This window comes from Conyzicola nivalis (genome assembly GCF_014639655.1).
GTDB classification, from domain to species: Bacteria; Actinomycetota; Actinomycetes; order Actinomycetales; family Microbacteriaceae; genus Conyzicola; species Conyzicola nivalis.
Genome location: NZ_BMGB01000002.1, coordinates 68,266 through 84,576, shown reverse-complemented (window position 1 = coordinate 84,576; position 16,311 = coordinate 68,266). Strand labels below are relative to the sequence as shown.

Sequence of the window (16,311 nt, the reverse complement as noted above, 5' to 3'; positions counted from 1 at the left end):
GCCGGTGGCAACCAAGAAAGATCTGATCGAAGCCCAGGGCTTCAGCCGTCGGCGCCTGCTCTCGGCGTTCACCAGCGGCGCGCCTGGCGGTAAGGAGCTCGAGCCCGCGGCTCCCCTGCGGGCGGTCGCGGCCGGCGTGGTGCTGTCGGCGATGATCATCCTGGCCGGGGTTTTCTACGGCCTTATCCGCCCGGGCCTGCCGACCGGGTGGGAGAACAACACCCTCGTGCTGGTGAAAGACAGCGGTGCCAGGTATATCACCATCGACAGTGTGCTCTACCCGGTGATAAACACCGCGAGCGCCCGCATGCTGATGCCCTCAGGCAAGTTCTCGGTGATCACAACGGACCGCGACACCCTCGACGGCATCGATATCGGTCCGACCGTCGGCATCCTCGGCGCGCCCGACGACATTCCCGCCCCCGGCTCACTGATCAACGACGGCTGGGCGGCGTGCGTCACCGACGACGCCGAGACGGCGGTCACCCTGCCGAGGTCGCGACTGGTCAGCGCCGTGGATGATGCGTCGGTGGTCGAGCTCGACGGCATCCTCTATGTCATCGCGGCAGGCATCCGTTACGAGGTCGCCGCGAGCGACTCCGACGCGGTTCTGCGCTCGGTGGGCCTCAGCGCCGGGTCGGCCGTTCCGGTCGATGCCCGCTGGCTCAACCTGTTCGAGGAGGGTACGCCGCTCGCGCCGCTCGTGGTGTCGAACGCCGGCGACACACTCGCCGGCTCGGGACTCGTGGTCGGAGGTGTCATCCACCAGGAGGGCGACGCCGACGACGTGCGCTATCTCGTCTCCGAGGCGGGCGAGTTGGCGAGACTCAGTCCCCTCGCCTACCAGCTCTACCTGCTCGGCTCCGGCGCTTTCCTCGGCGCGGGCGTGGATGTGAGCCCCGCCGACGTCCGCGGCCTCCCCAACGCCGCCAACCCGGCCGGCGGACTCGACTGGCCGGCCGAGCCACTCACCTCTCTCGCGCGCGACGAGGCCCCGTGCGCCGTGCTCGGCCACGACGAGACCGGCGAGCCGCAGACCTTGTTCGCCACCCTCGACGACCAGAACGACCTCGGCGAGGCCGGCGTCTCGGTAAGCGCGGGTGGAGGCGCACTCGTGCGGGTGGGCGGTTCCACCGCCAGCGATTCCGGAATGGTCTACCTGATCGACGAATCGGGAACGGCCTACGCAGTGCCGGGTGCGGACGCCGATATCGTCGGACGCCTCGGGTACGACGTCGACGACATCGCCCTGCTGCCCGGTTCTTGGCTGCAGTTCCTCGCAGCCGGACCCGAACTCACCGAGGCGGCGGCGGGATCCGCGCCGCAGCCCGTGGCCGCGGCGGGACAGTAGTGGGCCGCCGCGCATTCGCTCCCAGAATCCTGGCCAGCGCCGTGACGGCGCTCCTCGCGGCGGGCGCGTTGAGCGTGCTGCCAGTCGCCGCACCGCCGTCGTTCGCGGCGGGCGAAGACTGCGCGCCGGGCAACCCGCAGTTCACCCCCGAGACCCCGTCGGCACTCGGCGTGCTGCAGTCGCAGAAGGCCTGGAGCCGGGGCACCGGCGGCGGCGTGCTCGTGGCCGTCGTCGACTCGGGAATCGACGCCACCAACCCGCACCTGCAGGGCGCGGTCGTCGGCGGGAGGGACTTCGTCTTCGACGGCGAAGACCCGCGCGGCATGACCGACGTGAACGGCCACGGAACCGCGATCGCCGGACAGATCGCGGCGCGCGAAATACCGCAGTCGGGCGTCGTCGGCCTCGCGCCCTCGGTAGACCTGCTGTCGGTGCGGGTGTTCCGCGGCACCGACAGCCAGTCGGTCGACGCTGGATTCGGACCCACGACGGCCCGCATGTCGGAAGGCATCCGCTTCGCGGCCGACTCGCACGCCGTGGTGATCAACGTGTCGATGAGCGACTTCGCAGCCTCCCCCGATCTCGAAGCGGCCGTCGCCTACGCCGAATCGCTCGGTAGCCTCGTCGTCGCGAGCGCCGGCAACCGTGGCACCACGGAAGACGTCTCCGATTCGCCGCGCTATCCGGCTGCCTACGCGGGCGCTCTCGCGGTGAGCGCCACCGACGCGCGCGGCCTGGTGACGGATGACTCGATCCACGGTTCGCACGTCGAGGTGGCCGCACCCGGTTCGCAGATCCTCACGGTGGCCACCGGCGCCGGCGACTGCGTCTACGCGCAGGAAGCGCCCTCGTCGAGCTTCGCCACCGCCTACGTCAGTGCGGCCGCGGCGCTCGTGGCGGCGGCGCATCCCGACGAGACGCCCGCCCAGTGGCAGTACCGCCTCATGGCGACCGGCATCCGCAGCAATCCTGACGCGAGAGACGACCTGTCAGGCTGGGGAGTCGTGCAGCCCTACAACGCGATCAACCTCGTGCCGGGTGCCGATACCCGGGGCCCGGTGAGCCCAGCGGGCACGTCCGGCGCCGGGGTTCTCGTGCCGGCCGTCGCCACGGTGTCGCCCGACCACACCGAGTCGCCCTTCATCGTTACCCAGGCGATGACGTTGATCGTGATCGTGGTCGCGCTGACGCTGTTCGGAACGATCGCCGTCATCATCGTGTTACGACGCCGCCGCGGTACGGTACCCACGACCGAGGGCGAGCCTGCCAGGCACGGTCTGCTCGGCAGCTGATCCGGGGCCACGAGGTCTTTCGTCAGCAGCCTCCCGGGGTCGTCAGTCGACCAGCGAGAGGACTATCGCCACGAGTCCGACGACCGAGACGACGGTCGCCAGACCGAACCCGGCGACGCCTATCATGCCGAAAGCCTTCGACCGGCGGCCGACCGACGGCATCGACGGCGCGGGGGCGCGTGTCGCATCCGGACCGAGGGGCACCTCCGCGGCTGCTGCGGGTGGCGGCTGGATGCGGCGCGGCGAATAGGTCGAGACGGCGCCGGGCCCGACGGCTTCGACGGGATCGGCGCCGAATCCGGGTTCGACCGGCGGGAGGGTGATGCGCCGACGCCCACGCCGGCTCGGCAGCGGTGTCGGCTGAGCCGTCTTCGACGCCGGCCGCGCGTTCGGCGCGCGTCTCACGACGACGGTGCCGTCGTCCTCGGGCTCCGCCGGCGCTGGCCGGGCGACCACAACGGTGCCGTCGTGCTCGTCGTCGGGCGCGGCGGCAGCAGCCGGGGGTGCGGCCCTCTCGACGACGGTCGTGCGGTCGTCGGGAACGGAGCGGTCGACGACCGTGGTTCGCTCGTCCGAGTCATCCACAACCGAGCGGTCGACCACCGTCGTGCGGTCGTCGTCGTCCGACTGTGGCATCGGGAGATCAGCCACGGTCCCGCCCTCCCAACTGGATGGTCGTGTCGTCGAGGCCCACGTCGCTGAGGCCGTGCAGACCACCCGCGCCGGTCGTGTACTCGCTGTCGGGTTCGCTTCCCCCGGCGATCACGTCGATGACCACGACCGAGATGTTATCGCGGCCACCGTTGCGGTTGGCGCGCTGCACGAGAACATCGACGACCGACTCGGGGCGCCCGCCCATCGTGAGGCTCGCCCGGATGCTCTCATCGTCGAGTTCCGAGCTGAGGCCGTCGGAACAGATCAGCAACCGCTCGCCGTTGGTCACCGGCACCAGCCAGCTGTCCGCGGTGCTGTCGGCCGCGCCGATCGCGCGAGTGATCACGTTCCGGTCCTTGTACGTGGCGAGGTCTTCGCGGCGCAGCTCACCGCTGTCGACGAGTTCCTGGCCGAGGGAGTGATCGATGGTCAGCTGCTCGAGGTCGCTGCCGTAGTGCCGGTAGACGCGGGAATCGCCGACGTTGAACACCAGCCAGTGCGGCTCGCCGTCGCGTTCGATGAGCACGGCGCCGGCTACGGTGCTGCCCGCGCCGCGCTTGGTGGAGTCTGCGACAGCACCGACCGCCGAATCGGCCGCGACCAGAGCGTCGCGAATGGCCTCGAGGGTGCCGAACCCGTCACCCGCCATCGCCCGGAAGGCGTCGACGACCGCGGCGCTCGCGCGGTCACCGGCCTCGTACCCGCCCATGCCGTCGGCGACGAGGAAAACCGGCGAGGAGACCAGCACGGAGTCCTCGTTGACCTCGCGTCTGCGTCCCGTGTCGGTGGCGTGCGCCACAGAGAGCCGCACGGTCCCCGCGGCGACGGCGATCGCCGCGCTCACGACCGCTGCTCGAAGCTCAGAGCCATACCGACCTTGCCGAGCACGAACCGTGCGAGCAGCGGTGTCGCCTCGTTGACCGGGATGAGCTCCTCCGCGCCGTCCGCGTCGACCACGAGCACGCCGTTGGTCGAGCCAAGGTCGGTCACCGTCCACGCGCCGTCGAGGAAGTCGAGGCGGGCATGTGTCTTCGAGAGGGTCCGGGTGGTATCGGGGATTGCGACCGCTTCGACGTCGAGCTCACCCGTCGACGGATTGCGTCCCAGCACGATCTTCGAAGCGGTGAGATCCACCTCGAATCCGTCGTCGGTGCTCAGCCGCCAGCGCACCACCGGCCGACGGTCTACCACGACGGTGCGGTCGAGCTCGTCGTCGTCATCGCCGCTTCCGAGCGTGGACTGCGCGTGATCCGGCGCGGGTTCGGGCACCGGTGGGGCCGCGGTGACCCGCGTCTCACCGAGGTCGACGACAGGGTCGGGCTCAAAATCCAGCTCAGGCGCCAGCTCGGGCGGCGTGGCGATCGTCGGCGGTGCCGAGATGCGGGGCGCCGCGGCGGGCGTGCTCGACTGCTGCGCCCACGGGTTGACTATGACGGCCGCGGGTGACGCGCTGTCGGACGCGGCCCCCGGGACCTCCGGGGCCGGCCGAACAGCGGCCGCCTCCTGCGGCGCGGCGACGGGCGGCGCGAAGGCGGGGGCGGGCCGAGGCGCCGCCGGCTGCACGACCGGGAGGGCGTAGCCGGACGGGTCGGATACCAGGGGACTGAACGGCGCGCGCGGGGCCGACGGCGTTGGCTCTCCCCCGAGGGGGCCGGTCGCGATCGACGGCGCCGGTGCGGTGCCGCCACCCCGCGTCGCCTCGACCTTCTTTGCATCGACGCCGGCGACCGGGGCGGTCGCGCCCCACGCCAGGATGCTCGCCCAGACCGGGGGGACCAGGATGCCGAGCACCGTGGAGCCGACGCCTCGGCCGAGCTGCTCGTTGATGCGGTGCACCGCGGTGGCCTTCAGGTACAGCCCGTAGAGGTTGACGACGGGGATAAAGTAGTAGACCACCGACCACGATGGCACCCCGCCTCGCGCGAGGATCTCCATCTCGTTGACGATCGGCACCCAGCCGCGCCACGACTCCGCACCCAGCTTGGTGAAGAGCTTGGAGAGCGCGAGGCCGTACCAGATGTACACGGCGGCTCCGACGAGACCGCCCAGCAGCATTATGGTGATCGTGAGGCCGGCGACGGCCTCCGCATCCGTTGAGGTCATCGGGGGCTCTCCTTCTGGCGGAACAGTGACCGTGCGGCTTCGAGCACGGCGCGCGGCGTGACGTGGCGTAGGAACGACGCGAGGCTGACAGACGCGCGGACTCGGTCGCGCAGGGTGCTCGACTCGATGAGTCTCGAGCGCTCGTCGTCGACGATCGTCCAGGCGGCGTCAGAGGCGCCGCGGGTGGGTGGATGTTCGGCGAAGACCGCCGCGTCGACGGTCGCCGCGAGCGCGAGCGCCGGGGCGCGTCCGACCGCCTCGGCGACGGACTTCCGGGTCGCGCCGGCGGGCACGCTGAACCCGTGGTCGAGGTAGGTGTCGACGAGCTCGTCCCACGCCCCGACGACACGCACCTCCGGCACCGGCTCGTCGCGGCGGCGGCGACGACGAGCGCCCTTGATCACGAAGAGGAAGAGCAGGGGCAGCAGGAGGAGGAAGACTGCGAGGAGGCCGGTACCCACCGCGAGCAGCACCGGCAGGATTGCGGCGAACCAATCGGAGGCGACCTCGTCGTCGACGGTCGACCCCTCGGAGTCGTCGCGCTGCGCGGGCGGAGGGTCGAGCACGTCGGTGCGCGACTGCTCGGGCACCGTGGGGTTCTCGGGCAGCTGCTCGCCCTCGGTGACATCGATGGGCGTGACCGCGAATTGCGGGCTCACGTCGAAGGTCGCCCACGCTCCATCTGCCGCCCGCACCTCGACCCAGGCGGTTACGTTGGCTCCCGTGCACACCCCGTCGGCACAGGGGGCTACGGACGGCGCCTCGTCGTCGCTCGCGAGGCGGGTGCCGACGACGACGCGGGACTCGAAGCCCAGGTACCGCGCCAGCACCGCCGCGGCCGTGGCGAACTGCTCGTCGTCGCCGACGGCGGCCACGAGTAGCGCCTCGTCATCGCTCGCCCCTGCGATGCGCTGCTGGTCGGCGAGGTCGGCGAAGATCTGCTCGATACGCGCCACCGAATGGCCCGCGTACGACGATTGGAAGGCGTACCCGCTGCTGCTCTGCAGATCGGCGATCCAGGGCGCCGCGGTCTCCCCCTCGCTGAGCGAGTGACTGAGATAGCCGCGGTCGCGGAGCCGGCTGAAGAGCTCGGCGAGGCCGTCGCCGGTGCGGGGCACCTCCTGCGCCTCCACCCAGTCGGCCATCTCGGCATAGTCGTTCTCGGAGACGAGCGGTTCGCCGCCCCGGTCCGGTCCGAGCTCGACCTCGGCGTCGGGCTGGGCGAGCACTCGGTAGGTGTCGCCCACCTCGAGACCATTGCCGCCGCCGGTCCGCTCCGCCACGTCCACCGCCGCGGCATCCCCCCGGCTCACGTAGAAGGCGTCGGTGAGATCCTCGGCCCGTTCGCCACTGAACACGGGGGCAGCGTCGATCGTCCCCGGCACGGGAACCCACACGCCGGCGAAACCGTCGCCGATCGTCACGGTGAGCGGCGTGCCCTCCCCGGAGCCGCCTCCGGCGAGCCGGGTGAAAAGGGGATCCGCGTCCTGGCCGCCGGCCCGGAAGACCTCACCGTCGTAGTCGCCCAGGGTGGCGATGCGAACCCGGTCGATTCCCGTCGTGTCACCCTCGACGGTGAACAGGGTGCGGTCGTAGTTGTCGGCTTCGAACCAGGCGCGATAGCCGGCGAGCGGGCTGGCCTGCTTCTGCACGATGAGCAGCGGGTCGATGGCCTCGCGCAGCGCCTCGCGCGACACCCAGCCCGACGCCGCGGGCGCGATGGCGAGTCCGCCGAGCACGGCACCGACGACGAGCACGACGCCGAGGGCCTGCCGACGGGCGGCGACCCAGCGCGAGTGGCTGCCCTGACGCACGCCGCTCGTGCTGGCCTGCACGATGCGCAGGGCCCGAGCGCGCGCCATCCGTGCGCGGCCCACCAACCAGACGAGGGAGACCACGACCAGCAGGATGGCCAGCAGCACCTCGCGCGGAGCCGGGATAACCGCGGCGCCGACGCGCAACGGCTGTCCCGTGTCGCTCGACCCGAAGACGAGACCGAAGACGCTCATGAGCATCACGACCGGCACGGCGGCGACCGCCAGCCGGGTGCCGCGCACGACGAACGACGTGGCGAGAACGGTGCCGAGCAGTATGACCACCAGGAACGGCACGAGCACCGCCTGGTACTCGCCGAGGGGCAGCGTAAGGGTGAGCACCTGCTTCCAACCCACGACGACTCCGACGACGCCGTCGCCGAGCCCGCGCAGGACGCGCAGCGGCGAGCCGAGCGCCGAGGGGATGGCGAGCGGCACCACCACCACGAGGTAGCCGGCGACAACCGCGAGAGCGAGCGTCCAGACCGGACGCTTCAGCCGGGCACGGAGCAGCACGAGCCCGATGCCGAGTACGGTCGCCACCACGCCGACGAGCACCACCCGGGGTGACTCGTAGATGGGCCAGGCGAGCGCGGTCGCGATGGCCACCCCGGCCACGATGTAGGAGAGGTCCCACGCGAGCCGGAGCAGGGCGTCGCGGTCGAGCCTCACGCGAGGGCTCCGCGAGCGATCATGTACTTGAGGTCGTGCAGGGCGCCGATAGTCATGATGCTGAGGCCGCCGATCGCCTTGAGCGTGGGTTCGGCACCGGGCTCGCAGCGCACCGCGACGGCGGTGACATTCTGCGGCAGCGCCATGGCGGCGGCGCGGATGCGGGTGAGCGTCATCTCCGCGCCCGTGACGAGGAAGGCTATGGACAGCTCGGGGAACGACTGGACGGTCAGCGTCGTGACGGCGTCGAGACGCATGGCGCGGTCGCTCTCCTCCACCTCGGCCATCGCGTCGAGCAACGCCTTGCCCGTGATCGTCGGCAGGGTGCGGATGGACTGCACGGAATTGCGCGCGAGTTCCGGGATCTCGCCGCTTCCGCTCACGATCACCTCGCGGCCATCCCGCACGCCCTGCACGCTGATCGAGGCGGCAGCGCTGACGGCCATCTCGAACTCATCGTCGGAGCGGTATTCCTCGGAGTTGAGGTCGAGGATGATGGCGAGGCTCGCGCGGCGCGTCTCCTCGTACTGGCGCACCATGAGCACGCCCGTCTTCGCGGTGGACTTCCAGTGGATGTGGCGTTGAGAGTCGCCCGCCGCATACTCGCGGATGGCGTGGAACGAGAGGTCGGTGTCGACGATGTCGCGCGTTGGCGTGCCCTCGAGGTCTTTGATGAGCCCGGCGCTCGTGCTCGGGATCGGCACCGTCACGGGGTGCACGTAGATGCGCTCGACCTGCGGCCAGGCCACCTCGCGGCGGAGGATGCCCACCGGGTCGCCGCGGGCGATCGTCATGGGACCGACGTCGATCACGCCGCGCTTGTGCGCGCCGATCGTGATCTCCTCGGTGTGGGAAGCACCGCCGAGCAGAAGCGGCACGTGCGCTTCCACGAGTCCCTCGCCGACGGGCACGTCGATGAGCCCGGGCAGCGAGATGCGCGCCGAGCGGTTGCGGATCGACAGCCGCCCGCTCACGTCGGAGCCCGCCACGACGCGGTCGCGGTCGAGTTCGAGCTCTACCGTGTAGTCGTGGCCGCCCATGAGGAAGGGGATGCTGGCGAGCAACAGGATCGCCGCGATAGCGGCCGCGACCCACGCCTCCACCCAGCCCATGCCGACACCCGTGGCAACACCGAACACGAGCACTACGACGAGCAGCCACCCCGCCGGCAGCACCGTCTCGCCCGACCAGGTCGCCGCTCGACGCAGAGCACCTCCGACGGAACGCACGGCGCTGCGCCCCCAGAAGACGCTGCCGCCGACGACGCCCCTGCGTGTGCTCGTGTAACGGGTGACGGTCTCGCTGCGGGTGCGGGTGCTGGTCGCCGTGCGACTCAGTCGTGACTCGGTGTCATCCTTCATGCAGCGCCGTTCTCGGCGGGCGGGGCGACGTCGAGCAGCACCTGGCCGATGACGTCGGTGGCGGTCACGCCGTCGAACTCGGCCTCGGGGTGCAGGATCAGGCGGTGCGAGAAGGCGGCCGACGCGAGGCTGCGCACGTCGTCGGGGGTGACGTAGGTGCGACCCTGCGACGCGGCCCAGGTCATGGCCAGGCGCGAGAGTGCGAGGGCGCCGCGGACGCTGACGCCGAGACGCACCTCCGATGCCCGCCTCGTGGCATTGACGATTCGCATGATGTAGTCGAAGACGAGCGGGTTGACATAGGTTCCGCGCGCCAGCTCGGTCATGGTGACGATGGTGCCGGGGTCGACGATCCCGCTGACGGGGCCTTTCGCCGAGACCACACCCTGCAGGATTCGCATCGTGGCCGCGTCATCCGGATACCCGATCGACGTCTTGATCATGAACCTGTCGAGCTGCGCCTCGGGCAGGCGGTACGTGCCCGCCTGCTCCACGGGGTTCTGGGTGGCGATGACGAGGAACGGGTTGCCGACCGGACGGGTGACGCCGTCGACCGTGACGTTGCCCTCCTCCATCACCTCGAGCAGCGCGCTCTGGGTCTTCGGGCTGGCGCGGTTGATCTCGTCGGCGAGCACGATGTTGGCGAAGATCGGCCCGGCGTGAAACTCGAACTCGCCCTTCTTCTGGTCATAGACGGTAATGCCCGTCACATCGCCAGGCAGCAGGTCGGGCGTGAACTGGATGCGCGAGCTGGTGCCGGTGACGGTCTGGCTCAGCGTGCGCGCGAGGGCGGTCTTGCCCGTTCCGGGAAAGTCTTCGAGCAGCACGTGGCCCTCGCTGATCGCCGTCGCCAGCACGAGTTCGACCACGTGGCGCTTGCCGATGATCGCCTGCTCGATGTTGTCGGCGAGCAGGCTGAACGTCTCGGCGAACCAGGCGGCCTGCTCGGGGGCGATCGTCATGCTGTTTCCTCTCGGGGGTGGGTCATGGGGTTAGCCGATTCCGCCGGGCGGCGTTTCCGTGCCGGGCGGCGTTTCCGTGCCGGGGGGCGGGGGCGTGATGCCCGTCATGCAGACCGGTTCGCTCACGGCCGGCTGAAGGCTGCGGTAGTTGCCGTTGAAGGTGACCGTGTAGACGATCGTCTCGCCGGTAATGACTCCCGTGACGGTCGAGTTGCCTCGAGCGGCCGGGCTAACCCATCCGTTGCTGCCGTACCCGGTGATCGCCTCCGCGTACGGTACGCACGTCGGGAACTCCACCCGCACGATCGTAGGCGCGGTCGTCGGATTCACCGCCGTCGACAGCTCGCAGGTGTAGCCGATGACGAAGCGATCGCGGCAGTAGGCGGCGGAGATCGTCGGAGCCGAGTCGAGGGTCAGGAAGTTGTTCCAGAAGTCGGTCGTGGTCTGGTTGCCGCGCGTGTAGCGCACCTCGTACTTGTTCTTCGCTTCCGGCGCGGGGGCCTTCTGCAGCACATACTCGCGCACGGTGCCGGTGGCCACCGAGGGGGTCGTGCTGACGGTGTAGCTGAGGTCCCCGTTCGGCGCGGTCGGCGTCGGGAAGGTGTCGGCGAAGCGTGGCTCCGACTCAGCGACGCCGTAACCGTTGGTGCCGCACGCCTTGACGTAGTAGGTCTCCTCGCTCGGCACCGAGATGGTGCGGCCGGTCGAGACGATGCCGCCGTTGACGACGACGGAGTTGCCGGACATGACACACGAGGGCGCGCCGTCCCTCACGTTCCAGGCGACGAACTTCTCGTCGGCGACCGGTGAGCTGTTGCGCTCGAAGACCGAGTCGCTGAGCGTGACCGAATTGGGCGACCCTGACGCGGAACCGCTGCCCGGGTAGGAGGGCGAGCCGACCGCAGTGACGCTGACCGAACGTAGGGCCCCCTCGCTGGTCGGCGCGCCGATCGGCGGCTGGAACTGGCTCACCGGGATGACGTCGATGGGATGCGTCCCGGGCGGGAGCACGAAGGAGATCTCCGTGACGTCACCCGTGCGGGGGTAGGTCTGGCCCGTGGCGAGCACCCGGAACAGTACGGTGTCGTTGGCCGCCCCGATCGCGACGTTCACGACGCCGGCGTTGGACGTCGTGCGTGCCGGATCGTAGACGGATGTCGCGGTCAGGGTCGTAACCACGGGTGCGCGGTACGCCCAGGTCTCGACCGGCGTGGTGTCGGTGGACTGGCCCACGGCGTTGACCGAGCGGGCGGTGTACTGGTGGCGTTCGCCGTTGACCAGGCCGGAGACGACGCACGTGTAGCTCGCCGGGCCGCCGGGCGAGCAGCTCGACGACGGTGCGGGCGCGCCGCCCTCGAACAGTGTCACCCCGCTGACCGCGGGATGGGCCTGGGCCGCCTCGCCGAGCGGCACCGTGAGAGTGACACTCGTGCCGGTGTACGCGGCCGTCGTCACGCTCAGCGGCGCCTGCGGCACGCTCAGCACGTCGATCGTCAACAGCCCGGTTCCCGTGCGGCCCTGCGCGTCCTGCACGGTGAACGGAACCGGGCACAGCCCTCCGGCGGGTCGCGCTCCACCCGGCCAGCTCGCGACAACCTGGGTGGCGCTGGAAATGGCGACGGTGGCTACGGCGCACGAGACCGTCGCGCTGCCGCCCACCTTCGCGAGGCTGAGGCCTGCACCGGGCTTGCCGGCGAAGGGGTCGTACTCGCCGGGCAGGCCGACGACCGTGATGGCGCAGCTCGCGCTGCGGCTGGCGTCGCACTGCTGGGTGAAGGTGGCACCCCGCGGGGCATCGAGGGGCGCCGCTCCCACGATGAGCGTGACGGTCGAGGCGAGACCTCCGAAGCTGGAGATGGTGACGTCGACGGTCTCGCGGGTGCCGGAGCGCGCATCCGCCCTGGCCTCGATGGTCACCGACGCGCCGGACTGCGTGACGATGAAGGCCGAGCCGGCGAACGCCGTTCGGTAGTCGAGCTTCGAGCGGTCGCCCTCACGTCCACCCTCCCAGGTGGTGGCGTTCGCGTAGAGGTCGAGACTCTCCGTGGTGCCGGGCGCGATGGTGCGGCTGATCGAGCCGAGAATCGGCAGCGGGTTCTTGGGGATGATCTCGACCGGCACGGAGATCAGGGTCCAGGTGGACTGCCCGTCGAGGCGCACGGGCACCGTGCACGTATCGGTCCACGGCGCCTCACGACCGGCCTTGTACAGAGCCTTGCCCTGCGACGCCGCCGCGCAACTCGCGTTGCCGCGCTGAACTACGAACCCCGAGTCGCTGCGGATTTCGACGATCGTCGCGGCATCGAGATCGAGCAGGTCACGCACCTCGAACTCGACGGTCTGGTCCTCGTCGACCTGCACGGCGTCGACCGAGCCGCGCACCTGGATGCGCATGTCGTCGAAGGCGGGAATGCGTAGGAAGCCGTGGGCCTCGACGGCCTCCCCGTTCGCGTCCTCTCCCGTGAGGGTGAAGGGTACGAGCGCGCCGTCCGCGGGCGCCTCGCCCGAGATGCTCGAACCGGACACGGAGAATCGCTCGGCCGCGCTGCCCCACACCGAGAGTTCGAGGTCGGCGACCGCTCCGGTGGCCCACTGCACCTTGCCGGAGACGACGTCGATGCCTTTCGCGAGCCTCGAGCGGTCTTTGGCCGTGATCACCGTGTCGTCGACAACGGGCGCGTCGGGAGCCTGGCCGTCGGTCACGTCCACGACGATCAGGCCCTGGCTCGTGCTCGTCGACTTCGTCGAGCGCACGGTGTAGATGTACGACTGGGTGCCGACGACGTCACCCGCGTCGAGCATCACGACGCCCTTCGGCAGGTCGGTAGACGAGTTGACAAGCCCGAGCAGGCGCGCGTATTCGGTGTTGCCGGCGGTCGGCGCGTTCGGCACGACCGAGACCAGCTCGAGTGTGCCCTGCGTCGGGTCACGGTCGTCGAGCATAGGCTGCACGCTCACGGGCGTCGATGCGCCGCGTTGCACCCTGATGTAGTCGCTGTAGGTGATCGGGGTGGCGTCCGCGAACTCGGCGGGGACGACGCCCACACGCACGACGCCGGTTCCCTTCTCGCCCTTCGCGTCGCGCACCGTGTAAGCGAAGCTGACCTGTCCGCCGGAGACGCCGCCGGCCGGTGCCGTGTACATCACCGATTGTCCGTCGGCAGAGACGGATGACACGCCGAATCCGGCCGCGGGCAGCTCCACGTCGGCGAGCGCGACGCCGTCGCCATCCGGATCGATGCCGTACATGTCGACAGGGATCTCGACGGTCTGCCCCGCGATGGCCCGCGCGCTGAGCACCCGCGGTTGCGGGGCGCGGTTGGCGCCGTCGTCGAGCACGGTGACCGTTATCGGCGCGCTGTCGATGCGGTCGGGCTGGCCCTCGAGGTACGTCGTATACCGCAGGGTGTAGACGCCGGGTTCGGCGGGCGCGAGGTAACGCACGTCGGTCTCGCCCGCGAACGCGAGCTCCCCGGTGGTGCCTGAGCCCTCGACCTCGGGATGCATGAGCAGGCGTTCGCCGCGGGGGCTGAGATCGTTGTCCAACACGGGGATGTCGACCTGCGCCCCGGCACGAACGGACACGGTGTCGGCGACCGCGATCGGGTTGGTGGCCGTCGTGGCGGGCACGAGGAAGACCGTCACCTGACCCTCGATGACCACGTTGTTGCCGTCGCTGATGGTGATCGTGGCAGTGCCGATCGGCCCGGGCTCACCCGAGTCGGTCGTACCGCTCACGCGCACGCGCGACTGCCCGACCACGCTGACGCTGAGCGCGGGAGTCGAGCTCGACGCACCGGTGATCATGAGTACCCGACCGGTGCTGTTCTGCACCGCGCCGAGCACGTCGACGGTCGTGTCCTCGTTGGCGCGCACGACGGCGGTGAGTGGCGGCACCGCGAGCGGGGCGTCTGGGGCCACGGCGGTGAGGCGGAGCACGGCCGACTGCTCGGCGAGGGTCGTCGAGTCCTGCACCGTGTAGTTGACGAGGTACTCGCCAACCGCTGAGGCAGACAGCTCGATGGTGCCGGCCGCGGCATTAGGCACAACGGAGAGTCCATCGGCCGTCGAGGCGGTCTCGACGGCATCGACCACCTTGTACGAGCCGGACCCGCCGGTGACGTGCTCGGCGACAGCCATCGTGGCCTTCTCACCCAGTCCGGCGGTGAGCGCGACGGGTGCCGCGACGAGCACCGGTGATGAACTCACCGTCACGAGCAGCTCCTTCTCCGCGGTCGCGCCGCGTGAGTCGGAGACGACGACGGTGATGGCGATGGTCGTGTCGGCCGCATTCGGGTCGTTGTGACGGATGGCGACCCTGCCGTCCGCCGTGGGCACGACCGACACCGGCGCATCGACGTCGTTCTTCCGGGCATCCGACAGCACGACGGTGTCGCCCTCGGGGTCGACCCAGGCCGACAGCACAGGGATCGTCACGGTGCCGCCCGGCGAGAGTTGCGGCGCCGGCCAGTCCTGCTGGCACGCCTCCACACCGCACCACACGGGAGCGCTGTTCGACGCGTCGTCGACCACGGTGAGGGTGACGCTTACCGGCGACGACTCGGCTGAGCCGTCGGTCACCGCGTAGCTGAAGGTGGTCGAGCCGGACGTGGCGCGCACGCGCACGGCGGCCGCCTGATTGTTGGCCACGAGACCGAGGTCTCCGAACGACGTGTCCGCGAGTCCGGCGCCGAGCGAGCCGGGCACGGCCGTCAGCACGTCTTTCTTATTGGGATCGTGGTCGTTGAGCAACAGCGGGAGGGACACGAGCTGCCCGGCGCGCACTCCGAAACTGTCGGCGACGGCCACGGGCGGCTCCTGCTGGGCGACATCGTCGACCTGGATGGTACCGGCCTTCTCGTCGTCCTCGGAGATGTCCCATTGGCTGAGGGGAACGAGACGGCCGTCGGGCACCGTCCACAGCATCCCCGACGCCCTCTCGACGAGCACGGCGCGCTGGCCGTTGCCCTGAAGCACGGGGGCAATAGCCTGCACCTCGTCGAGCGCCGTACCGTCGAGCTCGAGGTCGACCGTTTCGTCGCCGTCGCTCGACCAGAGTGTGCCGCCGGCGGTGGAGAGCCACGCCGCGTAGGCGACGTCCCCCACGACGAGCGGTGCGGCGGGCACACCGCCGCCCGCGCCGCGCACCGTCGGCTCGCCCGAGCGCAGGTCGACCGACACGAGAGACTCGGCGTCGGCGAGGTAGACCTCCGTGCCACCTGAGCTGCTCGACTGCAGCCGGGCATCCCCGCTCAAGCCGGTCTCGATGCGCCCGTCGACTCCCTCGACCCAGAGCAGACCGTTCGCGGCGTCGCTGAGCACCCAGGTGTCGCCCACGATCGCCATCTCGAGTTGGGCGTCGTCGTCGGGGGTGTCGCGCAGCTCGGTCGCGTCGCCGACGAAGTCCGACGTAACCGCGTCGAAGCGGCGCACGGATGACTCGTCGGGCGAGTAACTCACGACGACGCCCTCCGGCGACACGGCGACCGCCGAGGCCGAGTAGGCCGGCGGCTCTTCGCCTTCCTCGGCCACGACGGTGGCGAAGGGGTTCACCGGGAATGCCACGGGGGCGCCGCCGTCCGACGCGGTGAACCCGCTCACGAAGACCGAACCGGTGTCGGTGAGGTAGGCCAGGTATTCGCCCGACGACACGACCTGACGGGTGCCGAGCGGCGTGTTCTGCGGGCCTGACTCGGCCTCGTCGTCGCCGGCGGCCGTGTCATCCGTCGCCGCGGGCTCTGCCGAAGCGGCGCTGCCCGTCTCGAGGTCGACGGGGTTGGCCCGGTCGACCGGCCACAACTGGCGGAACCCCTGCCCGAAGACCACGCTCTCGGCGCCGGCCTGGGCCACTCCGCTCGGCTCCTCGACCTGGCGCACCGTGTCGATCTCGGCGAGGTCGGTGTTGACGCGCGCGTACTGTCCGGCATCGCGGGCGACCCACACGCTCGTTTCGAGCGGGAGCACCTCTTGCGCGTCGTAGCCCTGGGCGAAAACGGCGAGTCCGCCGAGGAGCGTCAGCGTCGTGCCGATCGCCACGGCGGGCACGAGGCGCCGACGAGCCCCGCTCTGCTGCTTCTGGGCGCGCTCGCGTCTGGTGGTCAT

Annotated in this window: 9 protein-coding genes; 2 read left to right on the top strand and 7 right to left on the bottom strand. The window is 70.5% G+C overall.

Features of this window, described 5'->3' with window-relative positions:
- Positions 1 to 4 precede the first annotated feature (4 nt).
- Both eccB and IEV96_RS13805 read left to right on the top strand, forming a co-directional pair.
- Complete coding sequence (eccB, locus tag IEV96_RS13810) at positions 5 to 1,351, top strand: type VII secretion protein EccB (protein ID WP_188511351.1); 1,347 nt, start codon at positions 5 to 7, stop codon at positions 1,349 to 1,351.
- Complete coding sequence (locus IEV96_RS13805) at positions 1,351 to 2,643, top strand: S8 family serine peptidase (RefSeq protein WP_229733419.1); 1,293 nt, start codon at positions 1,351 to 1,353, stop codon at positions 2,641 to 2,643. The genes eccB and IEV96_RS13805 overlap by 1 nt, the downstream gene beginning before the upstream one ends.
- Before the next feature lie 42 nt (positions 2,644 to 2,685).
- Here the strand turns inward: IEV96_RS13805 and IEV96_RS13800 are convergent, their stop codons facing one another.
- From IEV96_RS13800 to IEV96_RS13770, 7 genes are read right to left on the bottom strand one after another with little or no spacing between them, the layout of a single operon-like run.
- Positions 2,686 to 3,294, bottom strand: coding sequence for a hypothetical protein (locus IEV96_RS13800; protein WP_188511349.1), 609 nt, complete (start codon positions 3,292 to 3,294; stop codon positions 2,686 to 2,688).
- The gene (locus IEV96_RS13795; protein WP_229733418.1) at positions 3,287 to 4,141 is read right to left on the bottom strand and encodes a PP2C family protein-serine/threonine phosphatase; all 855 of its coding nucleotides are present in this window, start codon (positions 4,139 to 4,141) and stop codon (positions 3,287 to 3,289) included. Before IEV96_RS13795 ends, IEV96_RS13800 begins: the two co-directional genes overlap by 8 nt.
- Positions 4,138 to 5,400: a DUF5684 domain-containing protein gene (locus IEV96_RS13790; RefSeq protein ID WP_188511348.1), complete on the bottom strand. Its 1,263-nt coding sequence runs from the start codon at positions 5,398 to 5,400 to the stop codon at positions 4,138 to 4,140. Before IEV96_RS13790 ends, IEV96_RS13795 begins: the two co-directional genes overlap by 4 nt.
- The gene (locus IEV96_RS13785; RefSeq protein ID WP_188511347.1) at positions 5,397 to 7,886 is read right to left on the bottom strand and encodes a transglutaminase-like domain-containing protein; all 2,490 of its coding nucleotides are present in this window, start codon (positions 7,884 to 7,886) and stop codon (positions 5,397 to 5,399) included. Before IEV96_RS13785 ends, IEV96_RS13790 begins: the two co-directional genes overlap by 4 nt.
- Positions 7,883 to 9,247 (bottom strand): DUF58 domain-containing protein, encoded by a 1,365-nt coding sequence (locus tag IEV96_RS13780; RefSeq protein ID WP_188511346.1) that lies wholly within the window; start codon positions 9,245 to 9,247, stop codon positions 7,883 to 7,885. Before IEV96_RS13780 ends, IEV96_RS13785 begins: the two co-directional genes overlap by 4 nt.
- The gene (locus IEV96_RS13775; RefSeq protein WP_188511345.1) at positions 9,244 to 10,209 is read right to left on the bottom strand and encodes an AAA family ATPase; all 966 of its coding nucleotides are present in this window, start codon (positions 10,207 to 10,209) and stop codon (positions 9,244 to 9,246) included. Before IEV96_RS13775 ends, IEV96_RS13780 begins: the two co-directional genes overlap by 4 nt.
- Positions 10,210 to 10,239: 30 nt before the next feature.
- Entirely contained in the window at positions 10,240 to 16,311 is a 6,072-nt protein-coding gene (locus tag IEV96_RS13770; RefSeq protein ID WP_188511344.1) for an Ig-like domain-containing protein, read from the bottom strand.